Origin of the sequence: Devosia sp., assembly GCF_024707125.1 — a bacterium.
In the GTDB taxonomy this organism is placed as follows: Bacteria; Pseudomonadota; Alphaproteobacteria; order Rhizobiales; family Devosiaceae; genus Devosia.
In genome coordinates, this window is sequence record NZ_JANQAH010000008.1 from 51,718 (window position 1) to 75,985 (window position 24,268).

Sequence of the window (24,268 nt, forward strand, 5' to 3'; positions counted from 1 at the left end):
CTATACCTCCGGGCTGTCGCGCAGCGGCGTCGTATCATCGAGTGGCACGGTCTGCCGCTCGATCATCCGATGCACCACCGGCATGCCCGGTCCGCGATGCAGCGCCCGCAATTGCTCGGTATTATCCGCATCCGCCTTGGTGCGCCGAAGATTGTGCCTGACATAGTCGACCCAGGTCGGCACATGATAGCTCTCCACCCAGATATATGGCTTTTCGAGGTCGCGCAGCAGGCCCCACTGCCTTGCGCCATCGCGAATGCGGATACGCCGCCGCTCGCTCATCAGTGCCAGGAAGCGCGGAATATCCTCCTGCGCGATCTGGTAGTCGATCATGATCATGATCGGCCCGCTACGCGGCATCAGGTCGAGTTTCAGCAGCGGCTCGTTGAACGTATCGAGTGGATTGAGATCACGCTCATTGAACTGCGGCAGCGGCAGTCTCAGCCCCACCAGCAGACAAAGCACCAGCACGCCCGCCGCCAGCACCAGCGCCCATTGCGGATCGGCCGCGTCAGCCGTCATGCCCCAGACCCAGCTCCCCCCGGCCATGCCGCCAAAGGTCGCCGTCTGGTAGAGCGACAGCGCCCGCCCCACCACCCAGCGCGGTGCAGAAAGCTGGATCGACACGTTGAACAGCGAGAGCGACAGCACCCAGCACGCCCCCGCCGGCAACAGCACAAAGTGGCTCAACAGCGGATCGCGGCTGAACGCCAATCCCAGACAGCTCAGCGCAAAGCCAAGACAGGCAATGCGGACAATGGCCTCGTTGGAAAACCGCTGCCGCACGCGCCCATTGAGAACCGCACCGGCAATGGCCCCGAGCCCGAAACAACCCAGCAGCGTGCCATAGACCAGCGCGCCACCGCCCACATATTCCTCAGCCACCGAAGGCAGCAACGCCATGATGACAATGGCAGCAAAGCCGAACAGAAAGCCGCGGAACAGCACCGAAAGCAGGTTCGGGGACAGCGACACATATCGCACGCCGGCCCACATGGCGCTGCCCAGGTGCTCGCGCGGCAGCCGCGCCTTGACCCTTTGCGGCTTCCACCGCCAAAGCGCCCCAATCAACGCCAGATAGGACACCGCGTTCACGGCAAAGGCCGCACTCGCCCCGGCAAAAGCCACGATCATGCCGCCGACCGCCGGGCCGACGCTGCGCATCATGTTAAAGCCCATGGCATTGAGCGTCACCGCACCCGGCAAATCCTCGCGCGGCACGATGTCGCCCATAGACGCCTGCCAGGACGGATTGAACAGCGCCGTGCCACACCCGATGAGAAAGGTGAAAGTCAGCAGCAGCCAGGGATTGAGCAGCCCAAACCAGGCCGTCACCGCCAGCAACAGCGACACCACGGCCATGCAGCTCTGCGCCACCAGCATCACGCTGCGCCGATCAAAATTGTCAGCCAGCGCCCCAGCCGCAATGGAGAACACCATGATCGGCAGCGTGTTCGACGCCTGCACCAACGCCACCATATTGTGCGACGTGGTCAGCGTCGTCATCATCCAGCCCGCGCCGACCGCCTGTACCAATCCCCCCAGATTGGAGAACAGGGTCGCCAGCCACAGAGTACGAAAAGTCTCGTGACGGAATGGCGCCAGAATGGATGCGCGCTCAGACATGTGATTCAACTCCTGCCCCTGTCATGGGCGAGTCAGAGACAGGTGGCAAGCTTCGAACCGTGCCGCAGGCAAAATCGCTCCAGTGGAACGATTTTAGGTGAGAAGGCCACGAGGGCTGCGCCCGAATGGCAGCAAAGCGTCCCACGGCTCAAATGATGCCAGCGGCGCGATTTGAGCCGTGAAGGCCAAGAGAGCTACGCTCGAGTGGCGGTGCACGTTCATCAGGGCAAACCATGCCTGGCGGTCAGCGACCACCACCACCAGCACCACCTCCTCCTCCTTCTTCTCTCCTCCTCCCCCTCCCCCTCCCTCCCTCCTCCCTCCCTCCCTCCGCCTCCCCCAAAAAAGCTCACCCCAAACGACCGATGCCACTCGCGCCGAATCCCTTTGTTTCCGGCCCGCTCCTCCCTAAACTCTCCCCACCCTCCTCCTATTCGAATCGCACCATGACCTCTCCCCCAACCCAGCGGACCAACCCGCTGCACCTGCTCGCGGCCTTTGCCAGCGGCGGTCTTCTCACCCTGGCGATTTTCGTCAACGGCGAAGCCGGCCGCTTCGGCGGCGCCATGTTCTCCTCCTGGCTGGCGCATGGCGTCGGCACTGTGGTGGCCATTGTCTTCCTCGCCGTCGCCTGGCGCGGCCAGCGCGCCGCGGCCGCTGAAGCCACGACCAAAATCGGCAAGGCCCCGCTCTGGGCCTATCTCGGTGGCATCTGCGGCGCAGCCACGGTCATGCTGACCTCCACATCGGTCAATTCGCCCCTCGCGCTCGCCGGCACCCTCGCCCTTGGCCTCGCCGGCCAGGTCGTCCTCAGCCTCGCCGCCGATTTTTGGGGCCTCCTCGGCCTGCCCAAGCGTCGCCTCGACCTGCGCGATGCGGGCGCGGTCATCCTCATCGCCGCCGGCAGCCTCCTCATCATCCTCTTCGGGCTTGGCGCCGCATGATCATCCCCATTCTCGCCGCTTTCGCCGCCGGTCTCCTCGTCATCCTCAGCCGTCAGGTCAATGGCCGGCTCTCGATGTCGACCACCCCGCTGATCTCCTCCTTCTGGAACCACTTCGTCGGCTTCGTCTTCCTCACGGTCGTCGGCCTCGTCCTCGGCGGCCTCATCCCCGCCAACATCGCCGAAATGCCCTGGTGGATTTACACCGGCGGCGCCATCGGCGTCGTCTTCGTCGCCTCCGGCTCCTGGCTCATCACCCGCATCGGCGCCGTCAATTCAACGCTCCTGGTCATCGCCGGCCAGATGGTCTTCGGCGTGATCTTCGATCTCCTGCGCGGCGCACCCGTGACAATCTGGGCCGCCGCCCTTGGCGTTGTCCTGATCCTCGCCGGGATGTGGCTCACACAGCGCAAACGGTAACAGTCTGCTAACGAAAACGGGGCCCAATGGGCCCCGTCGCTAACTCGATTTTCGCGCCGTCTTAGCCGGCAGCAGTGTAAGCCGTCTTCACAATGGTGAAGAACTCCGAAGCATAGCGACCCTGCTCGCGCGGGCCATAGCTGGAGCCCTTGCGGCCACCAAACGGCACGTGGAAATCAACGCCGGCAGTCGGCACATTGACCATCACCATGCCCGCTTCCGAATTGCGCTTGAAGTGCGTCGCATACTTCAGCGAGGTCGTCACGATACCAGCCGACAGGCCGAATTCCGTGTCGTTCGAAGTTGCTAGCGCCTCTTCGTAATCCTTCACCTTAATGACCGCAGCCACCGGCCCGAAGATTTCTTCGCGGGCGATGCGCATGGAATTGGTCGCTTCGGTGAACAGCGTCGGCTGCAGGAAGTAGCCTTCCGTCGCGGCCCTCACGCGCTCGCCACCGGCCACCAGCTTGGCGCCTTCGCCCTTGCCGATTTCGATGTAGTCGGTGTCCTGCTTGAGCTGGCTCGGATCGACCACAGGGCCAATTTCCGTATTCTTATCAAGGGCATCGCCCACGCGCAGATTGCGGGTGCGCTCGGCAAGAGCCTCCACGAACGCATCATGGATGCCTTCCGTCACGATCACTCGCGAAGCCGCGGTGCAGCGCTGACCAGTCGAGAAGAACGCCGACTGCGCAACGGTTTCAACCGCAACCTTGAGATCGGCATCATCGAGCACGATGGTCGGATTCTTGCCGCCCATTTCGAGCTGGAACTTGCGGTTATGCTCGATCGAAGCGGCAGCAACGCGCTTGCCCGTTCCCACCGAACCGGTGAACGAGATCGCATTGACGTCCTTGCTGTCGAGCATGGTCTGGCCAACGACCGAACCCTTGCCCATGACAAGATTGAGAACACCCTTGGGCAGGCCAGCGCGCACCAGAATATCGACGATCGCCCAGGTCGAACCCGGCACCAGGTCAGCCGGCTTGATGACGACGGTATTGCCATAGGCGAGCGCCGGGGCAATCTTCCAGGACGGAATGGCAATCGGGAAATTCCACGGCGTGATGATGCCGATGACACCCAGCGGCTCGCGGGTGATTTCAACGCCAACGCCCGGACGAACCGACGGCAGCACTTCGCCGGAAAGGCGCAGCACTTCACCGGCAAAGAAATCAAAGATCTGGCCGGCGCGGGTCACTTCGCCGATGCCTTCCGGCAGCGTCTTGCCCTCTTCGCGGCTCAGCAGTTCACCCAGTTCCTGCTTGCGAGCGAGGATTTCGTCAGCGGTCTTGCGCAGGATCGCGTGGCGCTCAAGGATGCCCGACCGCGACCAGGCCGGGAAAGCAGCCTTGGCTGCGGCAATCGCCTGCTTGGTTTCTTCAACGGTGGCGCGGGCATAGACGCCGACCACTTCGTTGAGATTGGACGGGTTGATGTTCTCAACGCCGTCGGAACCGATCCATTCGCCGTTGATCAGGTTCTTGTGCAATTCGCTCATGTCGAAGCCTTTCAAAAATGTCGTGCGTCGCCCGTGGGGGAGGAGATCCGCAGGCTAGAGGAGATCAGCGCGGGCAAGATCCCGCAGCAGGTGGCTGGAACCATAGGTCCAGGGCGGACACTTGGTTGAGAGATTGACGGTGTTGGTCAGCGTACCCAGCGACGGCGTCGAAATGGAGACAGTGTCGCCAAGCTTGTGGGTAAAGCCCTTGCCTGCGCCGTCGCGATCCTTCACCGGCGCGAACATGGTGCCGAGGTAAAGCACCAGCCCGTCGGGATATTGGTGATGCCCGCCAATGGTCGCGGCAACCAGGGATTCCGGCGTGCGCGAAATCTGCGCCATGTTCGAAGCGCCTTCGAGCACGAAGCCGTCGGTCCCCTCGACGCGCAGCGCAATCTCGGAATTCTTCACAGTCTGCAGCGTGAAATCGCCGTCGAACAGGCGGATGAACGGCCCCAGCGACGCCGAAGCATTGTTGTCCTTGGCCTTGCCCAGCAGCAGCGCCGAGCGCCCTTCCACGTCGCGCAGGTTGACGTCATTGCCCAGCGTCGCGCCGATGATCTCGCCCTTGCTGGTCACCAGCAGCGCCACTTCCGGCTCGGGATTGTTCCAGCTCGAAATCGGATGCAGCCCGACTTCGGCGCCATAGCCCACCGAACTCATCACCTGGCTCTTGGTGAAAATTTCGGCGTCCGGCCCGATCCCGACTTCGAGATACTGGCTCCACACACCCTTTTCGATCAGCGCCGCCTTGACCTTCATCGCCGGCTCGGAGCCCGGCACGAGCTGGGAAAGATCGGTGCCAATCAGCTCCAGAATCTCGCTGCGCAACGCGTCTGCACGAGACTTATCCCCGCGGGCCTGTTCTTCGATTACTCTCTCGAGCAGCGAAACGACAAAGGTCACGCCGGAGGCCTTGATGGCCTGCAGATCGATGGGAGAGAGAAGAACGGGCAAATTTTCACTGGTCTGACCAGCAACGGAATTGGCAACCGCCGCCGCCGCATCGCCAAGCACTACGCCTTCGGTCGCCTTCACATGCGCCGCCGCCTTGCCGCTTTCAGCAATGTCGCGCACCGTGGCAAAACCCTTGGTGGTGATGTCGACAAGCCGCCCATCGCGCACGGTCACGATGCGCGGTTCGGCATGGCCAGGCACGCGGGCGCGACCAAGCAAAATACCCTCGGGAATGACGTTCGCGACCATGCTGGCTCCCCCAACTAAAATGTTAGCTGTGACTACCCCAGCGCAACCGCACGGCGCAAGCCTATCATTCAAATAGTCATACTTATTGCCAATGCCAAGAGCCGTTAAATGCCAATCTTCCTTCCCCGCAAATCCCGGCGAATTCCAAGCATCGACAGAAACATAAACAGCTCGTTCAACTGGCGTTCATGTGCGCCGCAATACTGACGCATTGGCTGGGGTATGAAATGCCTCACCAAACACACATACGGAGTTTGCCATGCGTCTCGCGATTGCCCTCGCCCCCCTCGCCCTTCTTGCTGCCGCTGTTCCTGCCCTCGCCGGCACGATCACCATTGAAGGCCGCGGCGAAGTCCGGGCTGCACCGGATATGGCGCTGATCAATTCCGGCGTCACCACCCAGGGCTCCACCGCCCGCGAGGCCCTCGACGCCAACACCGCTGCCATGGCCGAGCTCATTGCCGCCCTCAAGGAAACCGGCATTGAAGCGCGCGACATCCAGACCTCGGGCTTCTCGGTCAATCCGAACTATGTCTATTCCGACGCCCGCGACGAAAACGGCTATACCCTGCCGCCCAAGATCAACGGCTACCAGGTGTCCAACACCGTGACCGTCGCCGTCCGCGATCTCGAAGAGCTCGGCTCCATTCTCGACAAGTCGGTGAATGTCGGCGCCAACACCATCAACGGCGTCAGCTTCTCCGTGTCCGATCCGACCGAGCTTTACAACGAAGCCCGCAAGGCCGCCTTTGCTGACGCTCGCAGCAAGGCCGAACTCTATGCCACCGCCGCCAATGCGACGCTGGGCGAACTCGAAGCCATTTCGGAAAGCCAGAACATCAACAGCCCGATCCCGATGCCGATGTATGCCCGCGCTGATGTAGCTTCGGCGGCACCTGTTCCGGTCGAAGCTGGCGAAATGACCTTCTCGATCGGCGTCAATGTTCAATGGGAACTGGACAACAAGGCAAACTAATTCGCTTCGGTGGCCTTGAACCGGCCACCTTCATGACACACGTCCAGCCTGAACCGGAGCCATCGGTTCAGGCCTTCCTAGGCGGGTGGCATCCAGATTTCCGGGTTCCCCCTGTTGAGGGGGGCTTGGACGGTGGGGGCGGACCACCGTAGTCACCCGCCCCCACCAGCCCTTTCTGCCGCTTAGCCGGCAAGAACCTTCCAGAGCATGTTGAGGCCCACGGCCACGAGGAAGGCAGCGAAGACGTATTTGAGCGTCTTCTGGTCCAGACGATGCGCCAAAGCCGCGCCAAATGGCGCGCAAACCGCCGCCATCGCGCCCACCAGCACCAGCGCCACGATATTAATGTAGCCAACGCTCAGCGGCGGCAGATCGCTCACGCCCCAGCCCGAGATAAGAAAGCCCAGCGTGCCCGAAAGCGCGATCGCGACGCCGATCGCCGCGGAGGTACCCACGGCCTTGTGCATGGTCTGGCCAAAGGCCACCAGCGTCGGCACCGTCAGCGAACCGCCACCAATGCCCATCAGCGACGAGAGGTAGCCGACCACGAATGCCGCAGCGCGATGCGTCGGCTTCGAGCCATGAAGATGTCCCATGAGCCTGGTCTGGAACGAGAAAACGATATTGGCGGCGATAACGAAGGCCATGACCGCAAAGACAATGCGCAGCACGTCACCCGAATACCAGCCGGCCATCAGCCCGCCGATAAACGTCCCCGCTACGATGAACGGCGCCCAGAGCTTGAACACGTCCATATCGAGCGCCCCACGCTTGTGATGCGCGCGCGCACTCATGATTCCGGTAGGAATGATAATCGCCAGCGATGTGCCCACGGCCACATGCTGCACCACCTCGGAGTCGAACCCCATCCACAACAGCGCCGTACTGAGCGCCGGCACGATCACCGCGCCGCCGCCAATGCCCAGCAGCCCCGCCGCCACGCCCGACACCACGCCGGTGGCCAGCATGCCCAGCACAAACGGCCAGTAGCCGATGATGTCAGCCCAATCCATGTTCATTCCCCGATGATATGCAGCACCACGTTCCGCTGATGCGGGCGGCGACGGTGCTCGAAAAGATAGATGCCCTGCCAGGTCCCAAGCACTGTTTGCCCACCGACAACAGGAACGGAAATGGAGGTTTGGGTCAGGGCCGACTTGATATGCGCCGGCATGTCATCCGGCCCTTCGGTTGTGTGCACCAGCCAGTCCATGCCCTCCGGCGCCAGGCGCCTGAAAAAGCCCAGTAGGTCGGTTTGCACATCCGGATCGGCATTTTCCTGTATGAGCAGCGAACAGGATGTGTGGCGCACGAAAACGGTCAGAAGCCCGGTAGCGATCCCCGATTCCGCTATAAAGCGGTCCAGCACGTCGGTGAACTCGTAAAGTCCCTGGCCCTTGGTGGGAATGCTGATGCTGTGTACGGCCTGCTGCATGGCTCGGGCCTAGCACGCCCTTGCCTGTGGAACCAGCGCAGCGCCGGCCCAAACCGTCCACTTTGCCCCACTGGCGCCATGTTCCCTTGGTCACCCTCCAGCCATCAGTCCGGGGGAACCAACGCCAAACCCAGGCGTTGCGGGCTTTGCGGGGGAACAGCATCACGTCGAAGGCTAGTCCGACCATTCAGACTGTGTTCAGGATGGCGCCGCGATGCTTGTCTCAAATGTCACTCGACATAAAGGAAGAAGAACAATGCGCCTTAGAAACTGGCTTTTGACCGGCACGAGTGTCGGGCTCATGGCACTGCTGCCACTGACCGTGCGCGCCCAGGATGGCGACTTGGTTGCAGCCTACCAGGCCTATGCCGCCGCCGAAGCCTCGGGCGATGCCGCAGCTATCGAAGCTGCGCGCGGCGTTCTTACGGAACTCTGCATCGTCTCTGGCTATGCAAGCATCGACGAATGTATCGCTGCCGCCACCGGCAATGCGCCTGCGCCGGCACCTGCCCCCGAACCGCAGCCCGAACCCGCCCCGGTAGAAGAGCCGGCCCCGGCGGAAGAACCTGCCCCCGTGGAAGCGGCTCCCGTTGAAGAGCCCGCCCCTGTCGAAGTTGCACCCGAGCCGGCCCCCGTCGAGGCGCCAGCACCGGTTGAAGCTGCCCCCGAACCGCAGCCGGAGCCCCAGCCGGAGCCTGCCGTCGAAGTTCAGGTCGAACCCCAGCCCGAACCTGCTCCCGCCGTCGAAGCCACTCCGGAACCTGCTCCTGAGCCGGCGCCTGCACCCGCTGCCGAACAACAGCCTGCGCCCGCTCCCGAACCTGCTCCTGCCGTTGAAGTAACGCCCGAGCCGGCCCCTGAACCTGCACCTGCCGTCGAGCAGCAGCCGGCCCCGACCGATCTCGCTTCGGCGCTCGTTGCCCAGGTTGATGCCTACAATGCTGCAGTTGCAGAACTGGCCGCAGGCGACGCCTCTGCCCAGGCCCGTATCGATGCGGCTCTCGCTGAAATCAACGCCATCTGCACCAATGCCGGCATGCCCGACGTCGAGAGCTGCCTTGCCCCGCTCGGCCTGACCCTCGCACCGATCCCGGCCGTCGAGCCAGCCCCGGTTGAGCAGCCCGCACCCCCTGTCGAGCAGCCCGCAGTCGAAACGCCGCCGGCTGAACAGCCTGCCGCCGTCGATCCCAACGCGCCGCCGGCCGAAGCCCCGGTCACCGTTGACGGTCAGCCTGCCGAAATCGTCGAGGACTTGCCCGCTGGCATCACGCAGGACCAGATCGCTCCGGTGCTCGACAGCGCCAAGGACATTCAGCTCGAAACGCCAGTGGTCGATGGTCAGGCACCGGTAGCACCGCCCGTTGCCGAAGCCCCGCTCGCGCCGCCGCCGGAATCCGACGCTGACGCCCAGTCCGAGGAAATGCGCGCCTTCGCAGCCGCGCCGATCACTCCGGTCGCTGCCGAGGCCGGTACGGCCGTCACGGCGACCGAAAACACGACCGTCAACCAGACTGTCGTCAACAACTACATCAACAACATCACCAATATCACCAACGTCACCAATAACGTGACGAACAACACGACCAACAACACGCAGAACAATATCGGCCAGCAGAACAACGTCACCGTTGTCGAGCAGGTGCCGGTGCGTGAGGCGACGGCCGGCGACATCATCACCCAGGTGATCCTGCAGGTCGGCACCCAGCTCGTGGTCAATTCCATCGGCCAGGACACGGACCGCTTCTACAATCCGCAGCAGGACGAGGTTTACTACGAAAACCTGCCGGGCGGTCGCGTGCGTGAAGTCGTTGAACGTCCCGACGGCAGCCAGGTCATCACCGTGCGTAACCGCAATGGCGATATTCTCCGCCGTTCGCGCATCACGCCCGATGGCCGTGAAATCGTCCTCGCCTACTTCGACGATCGCTATGACGAAGACCTGCTCGTCTGGCGCGACCCGGGCCAGGACCTGCCGCCGCTCCGCCTCAACATCCCGGTGCGCGACTACGTCCTCGACGCCTCCTTTGCTGACGAAAACGAAGTCGGGAACTTCTTCGCCCAGCCGCCGGTCGAACAGGTCGCCCGCGTCTACTCCATCGACGAGGTCAAGCGTTCGGCTCGCGTCCGTGACTCGGTCCGTCGTCTCGAGGTTGGCAATCTGACCTTCGACACCGGCGCCGCGACCATCAATCGCGACCAGGTGGGCGCCCTCTCGGGCGTTGCCAATGCAATGTTGCAGCTGCTCCAGACCAACCCGGCGGAAACCTTCCTCATCGAAGGCCACACCGACGCCGTGGGCTCGGACATCTCCAACCTGCGTCTCTCCGACCTGCGTGCCGCCACCGTTGCCCGTATCCTCACGGACTTCTATGGCGTGCCGCCGGAGAACCTGGCCACCCAGGGTTATGGCGAGCGCTACCTCAAGATCCGCACGGAACTGGGCGAACGCGAAAACCGTCGCGTCACCATCCGTCGCATCACGCCGCTGATCACCGTGGCCAACAACGGCTAAACTTGGCGATCCACCGAAAAGAAGGGGCCGGACACACGTCCGGCCCCTTTTTCTTGCCCCTGCGTCAGCGCGTCCCTTGCCAGCAAATATAGAATTGCTATCCGTGCGCGGTCCCGCTGGAGCCCGCCATGAAACGTCTCGAAGTCTTCGTCGAAAGCATCATCCTCGCCTCGCGCTGGCTGCTGGTGGTGTTTTACATCGGCCTCGGACTGGCGCTCGCGCTCTATGCCGTCTCGTTCGGCTACAAGCTCTGGAACTTCGCCAGCCACCTTTTCGGCATGGACGAAACCGAGACCATCCTGAAAATCCTCGGCCTGATCGACGCAGCGCTCATCGCCAGCCTCGTCGTCATGGTCATCATCTCGGGTTACGAAAACTTCGTCTCGCGCTTTGACAATGAAGGCGACGTTCACTGGCTCGGCCAGATCGATGCCGGCTCGCTCAAGATCAAGGTGGCCTCAACTATCGTCGCCATCTCCTCGATCCACCTGCTGCAGATTTTCCTGAACGTGCCGCAGTACACCAACGAGCACATTTTCTGGTACACGGTCCTGCATGTGACCTTCATTCTGTCCGCACTTTTCCTCGCTCTGATCGACAAGATTTCGAAGAAGGGCGGTAAAGGCAAAGGTCCCGACCTCTGAGCGGACAGTATATCCGTCTGATAGCAATGGATCTTTTTAGCGCCACAATTGATTTGGCGTTGTGATCACGAAATAGGGAACCGACTTCGGAGGGGTAGCGTTCTTTAGCCAGAATTCACTTGCTAAGGAGCATCCAATGGCTACCCCAGAACGTGATACTATCTATACCAACGACGGCAACCGCACGGTCTATACCCGTGAAAGCAATGGAACCGGCTGGTTCGTGGGCATCATCGTCGCCCTCGCTCTGCTGGCAATCGGCTACCTGGTGTTTTCGGCCAATTCGGGCCCGTCCACCTCGGTTGACGTGAACAGCGCCCCGGCCGTGGAATCCCCGGCAACGGCACCGGCCCCGATGACTGAAGCTCCGGCTGCTACGCCTGAAGTGGCTCCGATGACCGAAGCCCCGGCCCCCGCAACTGACGCAGCTCCTGCTGCTACCCCGGAAGCGGCTCCCGCTCCGGCTGAAGCCCCGGCAGCAACTCCGGAAGCCACTCCGGCTCCGGCCGCTGAACCGGCCGCCACTCCCGGCGCCTAACATTTCCAATCCCTAGAGCCTCGACCCCTCCCATCGAGGTTTACCGGGCCCCGGTTCCTGTAGCCGGGGCTTCTTTTTGTCTTTTTGCCGCACATCTGCGTTCGTCTGACCGCTTGCGACTTGTGTGTCGAATCCCCATCTCAACGAGAATCCAGAAAGGGAGCGCCCATGTTCAATATCGACCAGATCATCAAGGCCATTCAAACCGATCCGAATACGCAGCGGACGGCAATGACCGGTGCTGCTGGCCTTGCCGCCGGCCTGCTGCTTTCGGGCGGCAAGCCGACCAAGTTATTGGGCAATGCCGCCAAACTCGGCGCCGTCGCCGCCGTGGGCGGTCTCGCTTACAAGGCCCGGCAGTCCTATCAGGAGAAGCAGGCGGGCGCGGCACAGTCCCCCGCCCCGCGCGAAGACGCCTTCATTCCAGCACCCGGTAACGAGGCGGCCGCGGAAGACCTCGGAAAATCCCTTGTGCGGGCCATGATCTCGGCAGCCAAGGCGGACGGTCGCATCGACGCCGAGGAAAAGGATGCGATTTTCGAGCGCCTGAAAACCATGCCGCTGTCCGCCGAGGAAAAGGCCTGGGTTTTTGACGAGCTCTCGACCCCGCTCGACATCAATGCCGTCGTCTCGCGCGCCGATACGCCTGAGCATGCGGCCGAAATCTACGCCGCTTCCCTCGTCGCCATCACCGCCGACACCCCGGCTGAGCAAGCCTATCTCGAAGCGCTCGCTGCCAAGCTGCGCCTCGACCCGGCCCTCGTCACCGAAATCCACAAGGCCGCCGGCGAAAAGGCTCCCCAGCCCGCTCCCACGCCGCCGCAGCCCTGGGCCTACACGCCCTCCGGCAGCAATGTCTGATTGTTGATATGATGCCGCGCGCTGGAGCGCGCGGTATCACCCATGTGCGTTCTTGCGACCCGCCACTTCGGCCGCCATCTCTTCGCGCAAGGAGAACGCCATGGAACTCGGACTTTATTCCTTCGCTGAAAACACCCCGGACCCGCTCAACGGCGGTCACCTGCAATCGCCGGCCGAACGCCTGCGCGACCTGATCGAAGAGATTGAGCTGGCCGACCAGCTTGGCCTCGCCTTCTACGGCCTCGGCGAACATCACCGCCCCGACTACGTCGCCTCGGCGCCGGTGACCATTCTCGCCGCCGCAGCCGCCCGTACCAAGTCGATCCACCTTTCGACCGCCGTGACCGTCCTCTCCTCCGAAGACCCGGTCCGCGTCTACCAGCAGTTCTCGACCCTCGACCTCATCAGCAATGGCCGCGCCGAGATCATGGCCGGCCGCGGCTCCTTCATCGAAAGCTTCCCGCTCTTCGGGCTCGACCTCGACGACTACGACGATCTCTTCGAAGAAAAGCTCGAAATGCTGCTCGAGCTGCGCAAGGGCGGCAAGGTCACCTGGGCCGGCAGCAAGCACACCAATGCCATCCCGGGCATCGCCGTCTATCCCGAGCCGGTCCAGAAGCCCCTGCCCCTCTGGATCGCCGTCGGCGGCACACCGAACTCCGTCGCCCGCGCCGCCTATTATGGTCTTCCCCTGATGATCGCCATCATCGGCGGCCGTCCGCGCCAGTTCATGCCGCTGGTGGACCTATACCGCCAGACCGGCGCCAAGGTCGGCCACGACGCCTCACTGCTAAAAGTCGGCATCTCCGGCCACGGCTTCATCGCCGAGGACAGCCAGGACGCCCGCGACGTCGCTTTTCCGGCGCACAACGCCACCATGAGCCGCATCGGCGCCGAGCGCGGCTGGCCACCGGGCACGCGCGCCCAGTTCGACGCCAGCACCACCTCGGAAGGCGCCTACTATATGGGCTCACCGCAAGAGGTGATCGACAAGATCCTGCTGCAGCACGAATGGTTCAAGCACGACCGCTTCGGCCTGCAGCTCAGCGTGGGCACCCTGCCCCATGCCAAGGTCATGAAGGCCATCGAACTCTACGGCACGGTTGTGAAGCCAGCCATCGACAAGGCCCTCGGCAAGTAGCCAAACAAAAGGCCCATCCTCGGATGGGCCTTTTCCTATTTCTAACCGCGACCGCGATAGGGCGGCACGCCCTGGTCCGGCACCCAGGTGCCCTCGGGCAAGACACCCGTCTGCCAGAACACATCGATCGGAATGCCCCCGCGCGGATACCAATAGCCGCCGATCCGCAGCCAGCGCGGCTTGATCGTCTCGACGATGCGCTTGGCAATATCGATCGTGCAGCCCTCATGGAACGCGCCATGGTTGCGGAACGAGGTCAGGAACAGCTTTAGCGACTTGGACTCGACCAGAAACTGGTCCGGCACATAGTCGATCACCAGATGCGCGAAATCGGGCTGGCCGGTCACCGGGCAGAGCGAAGTGAACTCTGGCGCGACATAGCGCGCCACATAGTTCACATCTGGATGCGGATTAGGCACAGGGTCAAGCACAGCGTCCTCGGGACGCTGCGGTACCCCGACATCCTTGCCCAGCTGCAGCGTTTCCGAGTTCATCGCTTATTTGCCCGAGCGCTTGATCGACTTGATCGCCAGCGGCGGCACGCCGGACTTTTCCGAAATCGCGCGGTCCTGCTCTTCGATCGCGGCGCGAGCCGGCTCATCGCCATCGAGGCCACCGAGCAGGTTGGCATCCACCTTGCGGTTGGAACGCTGCGAGCCGTCTTCATAGACGATGTCGAACATCACGAATTCACTGCGGGCTGTCGGCTTCTTGGCCATGATGGCAATCCTTCAAAAACAGGACCGCGAGCCGTGGGGCCCGCGGTCGACACAAAATTCCAGTCTGGCGCTAGCGGTAGATGCCTTCGCCCTGCTCGTCGATGATCTGGCGGCCCTTGCTGAGCGCCAGCGCGACGAGATCGTCCTTCGAGCCCATCCGGTCTGCGCGGATGAACTTGTAGCTTTTGAGTTCCCCGCCTACGTCCTTCTCGATGGTACCGGCAAGCTGGTACTCGCTGCCCGCACGCATCTCGATGGCCTTGATCAGAAAGCCCTTGTAGCTCTCTTCGCCGAGAGCCTTGTCGCCAGCCGGCGCACTATCCTCGGCACCGCCACCACCAAAGAGCTTCTTCCAGAACGACATAGGCAACTCCCTCACATGCGTCTTTGTGGCCTGGGGCGCACGAGTTCCCCCCGCCGGTCCATCTCCTCCTGCAGCCATTGCGGGGAGATGTCAAAATGGTTCGGCCAGGTCGGCGTGCCGTTGGCAAGGCCCACCCTGGCGAAAAAGGCCCGATCGCGCAGCGGTTCGGTGCCTTCGCCACGCTCGGCCAGCATGGGCGCCGCATTGAAGGCGCCATGCGTGCCATCGGAAAACGTCACCGCCAGCTTGAACGGGATGCTGGCGCGGATGGCGGTGACCTTGAGGCGGGGAGCAGCCACGGGGCTGCTCCTAGTTATCGAGGAAGCTCCGGAGCTTCCGGCTGCGGCTCGGATGCTTGAGCTTGCGGAGCGCCTTGGCTTCGATCTGGCGAATACGTTCGCGGGTCACCGAGAACTGCTGGCCGACTTCTTCGAGCGTATGGTCGGTGTTCATGCCGATACCAAAACGCATGCGCAGCACGCGCTCTTCACGCGGCGTCAGCGAAGCCAGAACACGGGTCGTCGTCTCACGCAGGTTCGACTGGATCGCCGCATCGATCGGCTGGATCGCATTCACGTCCTGGATAAAATCGCCAAGGTTCGAATCCTCTTCGTCGCCGATCGGCGTTTCCAAGGAAATCGGCTCCTTGGCGATCTTGAGGACCTTGCGGACCTTGTCGAGCGGCATCTGAAGCTTTTCAGACAGCTCTTCCGGCGTTGGCTCGCGACCGATTTCGTGCAGCATCTGGCGCGAGGTACGGACGATCTTGTTGATCGTCTCGATCATGTGCACCGGAATACGGATCGTACGCGCCTGATCAGCGATCGAGCGGGTGATCGCCTGACGAATCCACCAGGTCGCATAGGTCGAGAACTTGTAACCGCGACGATACTCGAATTTGTCCACGGCCTTCATCAGGCCGATATTGCCTTCCTGAATGAGATCAAGGAATTGCAGGCCGCGGTTCGTGTACTTCTTCGCGATCGAGATCACGAGGCGAAGGTTGGCCTCAACCATTTCCTTCTTGGCAATCGCAGCTTCGCGCTCGCCCTTCTGCACCTTGTGAACGATGCGGCGGTACTCGGCGATATCGAGGCCGGTTTCGGTGGCAAGCGTAGCGATCTCGTGACGGATATCGTGCACGGTGTCGGCTTCGCGACGGGCGAATTCAGCCCAACCCTTGCCGTCAAAACCTTCAAGCCCGGTTTCCCAGGTCGGGTCCAGCTCGCGCCCATAGTAGTTCTGCAGGAAGACTTCGCGCTTCACGCCATAGCTTTCAGCCAGGCGCAGCAGGCGACCTTCAAGACGCACGAGGCGCTTGTTGATGTCGTAGAGCTGCTCGACGAGGCTTTCGATACGGCTGGTATTGAGCGACAGCGACTTCACGTCGGTGATCACGTCAGCGCGCAGCGAACCAAGCTTCTTGGATTCGGCGTCGGAAACGGCAGCTGTACGATCGACGGCGTGGCGATCCTGCATCACGCGCATCTGGCCATAGGCCTCGGCGATGCGGTTGAACGTCTCGACGACCTGCGGCTTCAGTTCCGCTTCCATCGCCGAGAGCGACAGGGCGTTGTCGAATTCGTCGTCGTCGTCTTCGACCGGATCCTGCGGAGCTTCCGGCTCCTCGGGCACATAGTCGTCTTCGCTGTCGGACGATGCAGCGCGGCGGGGTGCCGGCTTTGCCGCAGCCTTGATGACCTCGGGCTCATGACGCGCCGGCGCCACCGGAATTTCCGGGGCAGCCTGCTTGGCATCGGGGCCAGCATAGGTCGCTTCGAGATCGATGATGTCGCGCAGCAGAATTTCGCCTTCGGCGAGCTGGTCGCGCCAGATGATGATGGCCTGGAAGGTCAGCGGCGATTCGCAGAGGCCTTCGATCATGGTCTCGCGACCGGCCTCGATGCGCTTGGCGATGGCGATTTCGCCTTCGCGGCTCAGCAGCTCAACCGAGCCCATTTCGCGCAGATACATGCGCACGGGGTCGTCGGTGCGATCCGAGCCGGATTTGGTATTCGAAGTATTGGCAAGAGCCGTGCCGCCCGAAGGCGCGACTTCGGAGCCAGTATCGTCTTCGTCCTTCTCTACTTCGGTCTCTTCGACCTCGTCTTCGTCGACGACATTGATGCCCATTTCCGAGAACATGGACATGAAATCTTCGATCTGCTCGGAACTTGTTTCGTCCGCGGGCAGAACGGCGTTCAATTCTTCATAGGTAACGTAGCCGCGCTTCTTGGCGACCTTGATCAGCTTCTTGACCGCAGCATCGTTCTGGTCGATCAGGGGGCTGTCATTGGAGGCCTCCGGAGCCCCGGATTCGGGCTTCTCGGTTTCCTTGCTGGCTTTGTTCGCTGCCTTGGTGGCCATATGCTACTCCTCGGGACCCGTGGGCATCGGGCGCCGGACTTGTCATAGGTGGTGTCGGCTCAAGACAAGGTAAAGGTTTGGTAACCAAGGCGTTAACACGCCGCGTTCACAATGGCCCGCTCCGGGACGCAATGACGAACTCGCCATATGCAAAATCGCGCGTCTTCGCCGGTCTTTAGAGAAGTCCTCTAAAAACTGCGAGTCGCGCGTCCCGATAGCGAACCAAATCCTTCGATCAATGCCTCAGTGCCATCGACAGTGGTAATCTGGTTCTTGATGTCTCGCAGCCTTTCAAAGGTTTCATCGCTCGGGTCTTCGCCCAGCGCCGCTTCGGCTGCCTTCAATTCCCTATTTAGCTGAACTTTCTTGTTATGCAAGGCCAGCGCATGACTTAATCCGGTTTCGGCATCGGCCAGTGCGGTATCGGACCCTACTTGCCAAACGCCCTGGCGCACCAAAGTTTCCGCCATGCGATCAAGAACCGGCCCATGGCCCCGTGCACCCAGGGCTGCCTGCATATCGGGCGCAGAAATATCATGGTGCCGCACAGCCAGCGCCAGAATGTCGCTCAACACCTTCTGCGCCGTCGGCGTTTCGCAATCGAGCGCCGCGAGAACTTCGAACTTGTCCTCGACGAGGGCCGGATGGTTCACGAGCGTCTGGATGATCGTCGCCTCGCGTGGCGTCGTCTCGATGCCGGGCCCGCCCCGCACCAGACGCGAATTGCGCAGCGTATCGGAAACAACAGAACGCGGCGTCCCGCGCGAGGGGAAACCATAGGCGCCGCTTTTGCCATAGCCCGGCCGCCCGCCACCACCGCGCTGGCTATCCCTGCCCTGCCGGATCGGCGCAAAGAACGCCTTCAGCTTTTCATCGAACGCCTGCTGATAGTGGAAGCGAACAGTCTGGTCCTGAATGGAATTGGCCCGCTCGCGCAAGCGCGCCTGCAAAGCCGCCCGTTCTTCCGGTGCCTCCGGCACCAGCCCGCCCGTCTCGAGGCTCCAGAGCATGTCCGACAGGCTCCGCGCCTTGTCGATCACATCGGCAAAAGCCTGCCGCCCCTGCGCCTTGATCAGGTCGTCGGGATCCTGCCCTTCCGGCAGCGTCGCAATCTTCACGGTCTGGCCGGGCTTCAAGTGCGGCAGCACCAGGTCCATAGCCCGCTCCGCCGCCTTGAGACCCGCCTTGTCGCCGTCAAAACACAGCACCGGCACCTCGGCCATGCGCCAGAGCAGTTGCAGATGCTCTTCCGTCAGCGCCGTACCGAGCGGCGCCACCGTGCCTTCAAAACCCGCAGCCACCGCCGCGATCACATCGAGATAGCCTTCCACCACGATAACCGTGGCCCCTTCCCGCGCCGCCGCCCGGGCCGATTGCCCGTTATAAAGCGTCTGGCGTTTGGAAAAGAGGCTCGTCTCGGGTGAATTGAGATACTTCGCCGGCACATCGGAGCTCAGCGCCCGGCCACCAAAGGCAATGATCCGGCCCCTGAAATCGGTGATCGGAAACATGACGCGATTGCGGAACCGATCATACGTCAGCGGATCGTCGTCTCGGCTCGTCACCAGCCCGGCATCGAGCATGGCCTGCGCCGAAACGCCATTGGCGGCCAAATGCTCTTTCAAGCCATTGCGGCTATCGGGAGAAAACCCGATCCGGAACCGCGTCTGGCTCGCCGCCGAAACACCGCGATCGAAGAGATAGCCCCGAGCCCGCGCGCCGATATTGTGCGACAGCGCGGCTTCGTAATATTTCGCGGCAAGCTCCATGACCTCGACGAGGCCCTTCTGCGCTGCCTCGCGCTGCTCGGTGCGCTCATCCCGCGCCGGCATGGGCACACCGGCCATACCAGCCAGCTTCTCCACCGCCTCGGGAAAGCTCATCCCGGCCTTTTCGGTCAGGAACCGAAAGTGATCGCCGCTCGCCCCGCAACCAAAGCAATGATAAATGCCGCGCCGGTCATCGGCGTGAAAACTCGGGCTTTTCTCGGCGTGAAAAGGGCAGCAGGCCCACATATCGCCCTTGCCCGGTTGCGATTTCCGCTTGTCCCAAAGCACATGTTCGCCCACAACCTGCGTGATAGGCAGGCGCTGACGGATTTCTTCCAGGAACTGATCGGAAAAGCGCATGAGGCTTAGATAGGCGCTTGCTCACGCCAAGTCATCAGCGCCGAGCTTTTCCACAGCCACCGCCGGTCGCGCCGCGGTCAATACCCGCGCATGACCAGTCTGACACTCCTCCCGTTCTGAACATGAACCTTTTCGACAATCGGAAACTGCAAAAACACAACCTCGCTTGGGAGGTGGATCATCGCGATGACGTAATATTCGCCGTCCGCAACGCGGTCGAAGCTGAAGGATCCGCCCGAACTGGCGATCGTCGTCCGCATATATTCCCCATACCGCGGATCGGCATCCGGCATCTGGGCACCACCCCATAGCGCGTATTTCCGCCCACGATAGATGGCCGCAATCCGCTCATCGGCATAAGCCGTCCGGGGCACGAGAAACACATCCGTGCCGACCGCACGCAACAGCTTGCCGCTGTTTTGGCGCACGAAGGCCTGCCCGCTGACCTTGGCCCGTCCCGTCGTCTTTATGAAGGCAGCTGCCTCAGGGTCGAACGAGGTCGTCAACACAACTGGTTCGCGCGTCGTCACGCACCCCGCGACCAAAGCCGCCAGAACCAGAACCACAACTATTCGGGCAATGGTGAGATGGTGGAGACGTGGCCCAGTCATGAAAGCCCCCGCATTTCATGTTCACGTTATGTACTCACGCCAAGCTTATTGAGTCAAGCGGGTCGGCTCTCTCACCGAGGGCCGCTATCTGTTCGAGCGCAGGCGCCTCCGCTATGGTCGGAGGTGCGCCTCCTTGCTCTTTGCTCTCACGGTAAAGTCGACCCTTGCCCCCTACCCAGAAATTCCCGCTCCGCATCTTCATCCTGCTGACCGCGCTGCCCGCAATCGCCATCGGCGCCACGCTCTGGATCGTCTCGGACCTCGTGCCCGCCTGCACCATCGAGGAGCGCGAGCGCCTGACCTCGCCCGACCAACAATTCGACCTCGTGGTTTTTTCGCGCGACTGCGGCAATCACGAACCCAATACCCAGGCCGCTCTCGTGCCGCCGGGCGAGGAAGTTCCATTCGATGCTGCGAGCTTCTTCTCGGTCGGCGCCGATGCCGATCTTGCCGCGCAGTGGCTGGCGGCCGATTCCATAGAAATCGCCCGCCCCACCGGAGCCACCGTGTTCCGCGATGACGCCAGCGTTGCCGGCGTCACGGTCACCTACAAATAGGCGTCAGGCCTTGCTGGCCTGGTAGAGCCGCCAGGCCCAGCCGAAAAGGCCAATGGCGAAGAACACCAGCAGAATGCCGCCAATGACCATGCCGACCGCCGCCGTCAGCACCGGGAAGAACAGGAAGACCAGCCCGAGCAGCACATAGGACACGCCCGACAACACCACCGGCCAGATGCGCGCATAACTGTCCCGTTCCCGCACCACTACCACGATCTGCATCACGCCCACGAACAAGGCTGCCAGACCCACAATGGTGCCAAAGAAGGTCGCGGTGAAAATCGTCGCGATGAATGGCTGGATAAAGAACAAGATACCCAGGATCAGCGACGCCGCATTGGCGATGATGTCGAACCAATAATTGCCGCTCTTGCCGCCACCAAAGGTCAGGCTCCAGAGCCCCAGCGCACCGTCGACGATGAGCAGGATACCGCCGAACAGCACCAGCACCGTCAGCGCATCGCCCGGGAAAATGATCGCATAGAGTCCCGCCAGCAGCATCAACAGTCCGCGCAAGGCTGTCGCCGCCGCAAAGCGCCGCTTCGTCTGGGATGAAACCGTCATTCTTGTGCCCTCCATCGGGCCGGAGAGGCCCGTCCAGCAGAAGAACTCTAGCGCCACCAATCCATTGGCGCCAGTCATGTGCCACTATAGTTTTTCTATACTGCCCCGAGCAAAATATGGATTGTGCCAATAGGCCCGCTGTGAAATGAGCGAGCTCCAATTGAGGCCGCCGCGGCGGTTGCTGACATGTCCCTACCCCTCCTCGCCCTATTCCTTGCCGCCTTCGCTTTCGGCACGGCCGAATTCGTCATTGCCGGCATTCTGCCTGACGTTGCGGCGGGGCTTGATGTCTCTATTCCCGTGGCCGGCTACCTGATTTCGGGCTATGCGATCGGCATCGCCATCGGCGGCCCGCTCCTTGCCGTGGCGACGAAGAAAATGACCCGCAAGGCGTTGATTCTGCTTCTGGGCGGCATCTTCATTCTCGGACAGGCCTTCTGCGCCCTCGCACCCAATTTCGAAATGCTGATGCTGGCCCGCGTGCTGGTCTCGGTGGTCCACGGCACTTATTTCGGCATCGCCGCCATCGTCGCCGTCAGCATCGTCTCGCCAGACAAGCGCGGCTTTGCCGTGGCGCTGATTCTCTCGGGGCTCACCGTCTCCAATATTCTCGGCGTTCCCGGCGGCACCGCCATCGGCAATGCGCTGGGCTGGCGCGCCGCCTTCTGGGCCGTGGGCATCATCGGCCTGCTAGCGACACTGGCAGTTGCCATCTTCCTGCCGCGCAACGCCGCCTCGGAAACCACCTCCGGCAGCTTAATGCGCGAATTCAAGGTGCTCGGCCGCCAGCAGATCGTGGCCTCGCTCTTCATCGTCATCCTGGTGATGATCGGCCAATATAGCCTTTTCACCTACATCACCCCGCTCCTGACCAATGTCACCGGCATCGAAACCGGCATCGTCCCGTGGGTGTTGCTGCTCTACGGCGTCGGCTCCACCATCGGCGTTTTCATCGGCGGCCGCCTTGCCGACTGGAAGCTCATGCCATCCCTGGTCGCCATCCTGGCGCTACAGGCGGTGATGTTCGTCACCATCCATTTCGTCAGCCCCTACCCGGTGGTCATGGCCATCGCGACGATCCTATGGGGCGGCGTCAATTTCGCCTTTGGCTCGCCGGTTCAGTCGCGCGTCCTCGCCTGGGCCGCCGACGCACCAAACCTGGCATCCGCCCTCATTCCCACCGGCTTCAATATCGGCATCGCCATCGGCGCAATCTTCGGCGCCTACGTGATTGATTCTGGCCTCGGCTATGGTTTCCTGCCGCTCATCGGTGGTATTTCCTCGGCCCTCGCCGCGGCCATCGCCATCGGCTCGGGCCTCTGGGATCGCAGCACCGGCGCCATGCCGCCCGTTCCGGTCGCCGCCGCGGCCGAATAGGCCGTCCAAAAAACGTGATCACCGATCGCTACAATTGCAGCTTCTCTGTAAGAGAGCTTTGTATCTTTGGCCGCTAAGAGGGGCCGTAGCGGTCGGGTGCTCCAATGGTCATCGACAATGCCACATTGCTGATCGGCATAGCGTTTTCGAGCGCATCGCTGCTGCTTGCCCTGCTTATTGGCTGGCTCAATGCCCGCACCGAAACCTATCTCGTCCTCGGCGCGGTAGGCATGGCGCTCATCGTTCTGGCCGTCATGCTCATGGGCTTCCGCAATGGCGCCTACGGCTTTGGCCAGCACCTCGTCCCCTATACGCTGATCCTGATCGGCTTCAGTTTCGTCTATGCAGGTGCCCGCCGTTTCCGGGATATCAAGGCCAGCATACGTCCCCCAATCGTCGTCGGCGTGCTGTCGGTCGTGGCCATCGGCATTCCCTTCCTGATGGGCCTAACCGGCGTCGGCACGATCCTGCTCAATTCCCTTGCGGCGGCCATCCTGGTGCTCTGCGCCATCGAACATTGGCGCAGCAAGGACCATCCGCACATCGCGCTGAACGCCAACGCGATTCTCTACTGCATCACCGCCCTCTCATTCCTCTGCTGCGCCCTTGTCCTTCTGAGCGAAGCGAGATGGGTCACGACCGAGCCGCCGAAGAACTGGGCCGAAGACTTCAATTCCATCATGTCGCTGGTGGGCTTGACCGGCATCGGCGCGCTGACCCTGACGCTGCACTATGCACGCGCCGCCCATCGCCACCACACCGAAGCCAATACCGATTCTCTGACCGGCGTTCTCAATCGCCGCGCCCTCTTCGACCGTTTTGGGGGATCAAAGCAGTCCGGCGCCACTGCCGTGCTGATGTTCGACCTCGATCACTTCAAGCAGGTGAATGACCGCTTCGGACATGCCCAGGGCGACCGCGTTCTCCAGCGCTTTGCCGATGTCCTGCGGCAGGAATTGCGCCGCGACGACGTCGCCTCGCGTATCGGCGGCGAGGAATTCTGCGTCGTCCTCAACGACATCGATCAGGAAATGGCGAAAACGATCGCCGAACGCATCCGCAAGGCCTTCGCCGATCTTGCCCTCGCCATCGACGACCAGGGCCTCATCGCCACCGTCAGCATTGGTCTCGCCATCCCGACGATCGAGGAGGACTTTTCCGCCCTCCTCAACCGCGCCGACGCGGCCCTCTACCAGGCCAAGAATGGCGGCCGAAACCAGGTCCGACTCGCCCCCTTGCGCCTCGTCGCTTAAGCCTTAGCCCTTGGCGGCCAGCGCGTTCCGCACCTGCCCGCTCACTTTGCCGAAGTCGATCCGACCCGGATAGTTGACCTTCAGCGCCGCGATAACCTTGCCCATGTCCTTGGGGCCTTCGGCTCCGCTCGACACGATGGCGGCCTCGATAGCGGCAGAAACCTCTTCCTCGCTCAGCGGCTTGGGCAGGAATTCGTTGAGAATATCGATCTCTTCTTTTTCCACCGTAGCGAGATCAGCACGCCCGGCTTGCGCATAGATCGCAAAGCTCTCTTCGCGCTGCTTCACCATCTTCTGGATGATCGCCAAAACTTCATCATTCGTGGCCGGCCCTTTGCCGTCGCCGCGATTGGCAATATCGCGGTCCGTGATGGCCGCATTGATGGCGCGCAAGGTCGCGGTTCTCCGCTGGTCGCGGGCCTTGAGGGCAGTTTTCAGGCCTTCGCTGATCGTTTCGCGCATCTTTGTGTGCTCCTTGCCATGCAATTTGTTGTCCCCATATAGGCATGAAACGCTGGACGCGC

General features: G+C 62.2%; 25 protein-coding genes. 11 read left to right on the forward strand and 14 right to left on the reverse strand.

The window, feature by feature from the left end:
• Positions 1-1,626 (reverse strand): MFS transporter, encoded by a 1,626-nt coding sequence (locus NVV77_RS09285; protein WP_295412389.1) that lies wholly within the window; start codon positions 1,624-1,626, stop codon positions 1-3.
• Between the two features lie 446 nt (positions 1,627-2,072).
• Between NVV77_RS09285 and NVV77_RS09290 the strand changes: the two genes are divergently transcribed.
• Together NVV77_RS09290 and NVV77_RS09295 are read left to right on the forward strand one after the other, a co-directional pair.
• Positions 2,073-2,570, forward strand: a complete 498-nt coding sequence (locus NVV77_RS09290) for a DMT family transporter (protein WP_295412391.1) — start codon at positions 2,073-2,075, stop codon at positions 2,568-2,570.
• Positions 2,567-2,989, forward strand: a complete 423-nt coding sequence (locus tag NVV77_RS09295; RefSeq protein ID WP_295412392.1) for a DMT family transporter — start codon at positions 2,567-2,569, stop codon at positions 2,987-2,989. The genes NVV77_RS09290 and NVV77_RS09295 overlap by 4 nt, the downstream gene beginning before the upstream one ends.
• Positions 2,990-3,050: 61 nt before the next feature.
• Here NVV77_RS09295 and NVV77_RS09300 read toward each other — a convergent pair whose 3' ends face one another.
• Positions 3,051-4,490: an aldehyde dehydrogenase family protein gene (locus NVV77_RS09300; RefSeq protein ID WP_295412394.1), complete on the reverse strand. Its 1,440-nt coding sequence runs from the start codon at positions 4,488-4,490 to the stop codon at positions 3,051-3,053.
• Positions 4,491-4,544: 54 nt separating this feature from the next.
• Positions 4,545-5,696 carry a fumarylacetoacetate hydrolase family protein gene (locus tag NVV77_RS09305; RefSeq protein WP_295412396.1) on the reverse strand — a complete coding sequence of 384 codons (1,152 nt, stop codon included), beginning with the start codon at positions 5,694-5,696 and terminating at the stop codon, positions 4,545-4,547.
• 259 nt (positions 5,697-5,955) lie between these two features.
• Here NVV77_RS09305 and NVV77_RS09310 point away from each other — a divergent pair, with 259 nt between their 5' ends.
• Positions 5,956-6,672: an SIMPL domain-containing protein gene (locus tag NVV77_RS09310; protein WP_295412397.1), complete on the forward strand. Its 717-nt coding sequence runs from the start codon at positions 5,956-5,958 to the stop codon at positions 6,670-6,672.
• Positions 6,673-6,854: 182 nt separating this feature from the next.
• Here the strand turns inward: NVV77_RS09310 and NVV77_RS09315 are convergent, their stop codons facing one another.
• Complete coding sequence (locus NVV77_RS09315; protein WP_295412398.1) at positions 6,855-7,685, reverse strand: sulfite exporter TauE/SafE family protein; 831 nt, start codon at positions 7,683-7,685, stop codon at positions 6,855-6,857.
• Between the two features lie 2 nt (positions 7,686-7,687).
• Positions 7,688-8,107: a secondary thiamine-phosphate synthase enzyme YjbQ gene (locus tag NVV77_RS09320; protein ID WP_295412399.1), complete on the reverse strand. Its 420-nt coding sequence runs from the start codon at positions 8,105-8,107 to the stop codon at positions 7,688-7,690.
• A 256-nt stretch (positions 8,108-8,363) separates the two neighbouring features.
• On the opposite strand from NVV77_RS09320, the gene NVV77_RS09325 reads away from it, so the two are divergent.
• The 5 genes from NVV77_RS09325 to NVV77_RS09345 all read left to right on the forward strand — a co-directional run bounded on the left by NVV77_RS09325 (position 8,364) and on the right by NVV77_RS09345 (position 13,803).
• Positions 8,364-10,619 carry an OmpA family protein gene (locus NVV77_RS09325; RefSeq protein WP_295412401.1) on the forward strand — a complete coding sequence of 752 codons (2,256 nt, stop codon included), beginning with the start codon at positions 8,364-8,366 and terminating at the stop codon, positions 10,617-10,619.
• A 128-nt stretch (positions 10,620-10,747) separates the two neighbouring features.
• Positions 10,748-11,263, forward strand: coding sequence for a TIGR00645 family protein (locus NVV77_RS09330; protein WP_295412402.1), 516 nt, complete (start codon positions 10,748-10,750; stop codon positions 11,261-11,263).
• 136 nt (positions 11,264-11,399) lie between these two features.
• Positions 11,400-11,801 (forward strand): hypothetical protein, encoded by a 402-nt coding sequence (locus NVV77_RS09335; RefSeq protein WP_295412404.1) that lies wholly within the window; start codon positions 11,400-11,402, stop codon positions 11,799-11,801.
• A gap of 168 nt (positions 11,802-11,969) precedes the next feature.
• Complete coding sequence (locus tag NVV77_RS09340; RefSeq protein WP_295412406.1) at positions 11,970-12,662, forward strand: tellurite resistance TerB family protein; 693 nt, start codon at positions 11,970-11,972, stop codon at positions 12,660-12,662.
• 100 nt (positions 12,663-12,762) lie between these two features.
• Positions 12,763-13,803: an Atu2307/SP_0267 family LLM class monooxygenase gene (locus NVV77_RS09345; protein WP_295412408.1), complete on the forward strand. Its 1,041-nt coding sequence runs from the start codon at positions 12,763-12,765 to the stop codon at positions 13,801-13,803.
• A gap of 41 nt (positions 13,804-13,844) precedes the next feature.
• Here the strand turns inward: NVV77_RS09345 and queF are convergent, their stop codons facing one another.
• The 7 genes from queF to NVV77_RS09380 form a co-directional block, all read right to left on the reverse strand.
• Positions 13,845-14,297 (reverse strand): preQ(1) synthase, encoded by a 453-nt coding sequence (gene queF, locus NVV77_RS09350; RefSeq protein WP_295412410.1) that lies wholly within the window; start codon positions 14,295-14,297, stop codon positions 13,845-13,847.
• A gap of 3 nt (positions 14,298-14,300) precedes the next feature.
• On the reverse strand, positions 14,301-14,522 hold the full coding sequence (locus NVV77_RS09355) for a hypothetical protein (protein WP_291416758.1): 222 nt from the start codon (positions 14,520-14,522) through the stop codon (positions 14,301-14,303).
• Positions 14,523-14,592: 70 nt separating this feature from the next.
• Positions 14,593-14,886 (reverse strand): HlyU family transcriptional regulator, encoded by a 294-nt coding sequence (locus NVV77_RS09360; protein WP_295412411.1) that lies wholly within the window; start codon positions 14,884-14,886, stop codon positions 14,593-14,595.
• A gap of 11 nt (positions 14,887-14,897) precedes the next feature.
• Positions 14,898-15,185: a DUF2442 domain-containing protein gene (locus NVV77_RS09365; protein WP_295412412.1), complete on the reverse strand. Its 288-nt coding sequence runs from the start codon at positions 15,183-15,185 to the stop codon at positions 14,898-14,900.
• Positions 15,186-15,195: 10 nt separating this feature from the next.
• On the reverse strand, positions 15,196-17,253 hold the full coding sequence (gene rpoD, locus NVV77_RS09370) for an RNA polymerase sigma factor RpoD (protein WP_295412414.1): 2,058 nt from the start codon (positions 17,251-17,253) through the stop codon (positions 15,196-15,198).
• A 188-nt stretch (positions 17,254-17,441) separates the two neighbouring features.
• Positions 17,442-19,382 carry a DNA primase gene (gene dnaG / locus NVV77_RS09375; protein WP_295412416.1) on the reverse strand — a complete coding sequence of 647 codons (1,941 nt, stop codon included), beginning with the start codon at positions 19,380-19,382 and terminating at the stop codon, positions 17,442-17,444.
• Positions 19,383-19,459: 77 nt separating this feature from the next.
• The gene (locus tag NVV77_RS09380) at positions 19,460-19,993 is read right to left on the reverse strand and encodes a carboxypeptidase regulatory-like domain-containing protein (RefSeq protein ID WP_295412418.1); all 534 of its coding nucleotides are present in this window, start codon (positions 19,991-19,993) and stop codon (positions 19,460-19,462) included.
• Positions 19,994-20,157: 164 nt separating this feature from the next.
• Here NVV77_RS09380 and NVV77_RS09385 point away from each other — a divergent pair, with 164 nt between their 5' ends.
• Positions 20,158-20,550: a hypothetical protein gene (locus tag NVV77_RS09385; protein WP_295412419.1), complete on the forward strand. Its 393-nt coding sequence runs from the start codon at positions 20,158-20,160 to the stop codon at positions 20,548-20,550.
• A 3-nt stretch (positions 20,551-20,553) separates the two neighbouring features.
• On the opposite strand, the gene NVV77_RS09390 is transcribed toward NVV77_RS09385, so the two are convergent.
• Entirely contained in the window at positions 20,554-21,114 is a 561-nt protein-coding gene (locus NVV77_RS09390) for an HdeD family acid-resistance protein (protein WP_295412421.1), read from the reverse strand.
• Between the two features lie 186 nt (positions 21,115-21,300).
• Here NVV77_RS09390 and NVV77_RS09395 point away from each other — a divergent pair, with 186 nt between their 5' ends.
• Both NVV77_RS09395 and NVV77_RS09400 read left to right on the forward strand, forming a co-directional pair.
• Positions 21,301-22,491 carry an MFS transporter gene (locus NVV77_RS09395; RefSeq protein ID WP_295412422.1) on the forward strand — a complete coding sequence of 397 codons (1,191 nt, stop codon included), beginning with the start codon at positions 21,301-21,303 and terminating at the stop codon, positions 22,489-22,491.
• A 104-nt stretch (positions 22,492-22,595) separates the two neighbouring features.
• A complete protein-coding gene (locus tag NVV77_RS09400; RefSeq protein WP_295412424.1) occupies positions 22,596-23,744 on the forward strand; it encodes a diguanylate cyclase in 1,149 nt (382 codons plus the stop codon).
• A 3-nt stretch (positions 23,745-23,747) separates the two neighbouring features.
• On the opposite strand, the gene NVV77_RS09405 is transcribed toward NVV77_RS09400, so the two are convergent.
• On the reverse strand, positions 23,748-24,206 hold the full coding sequence (locus NVV77_RS09405; RefSeq protein ID WP_295412426.1) for a GatB/YqeY domain-containing protein: 459 nt from the start codon (positions 24,204-24,206) through the stop codon (positions 23,748-23,750).
• Positions 24,207-24,268: the final 62 nt, after the last annotated feature.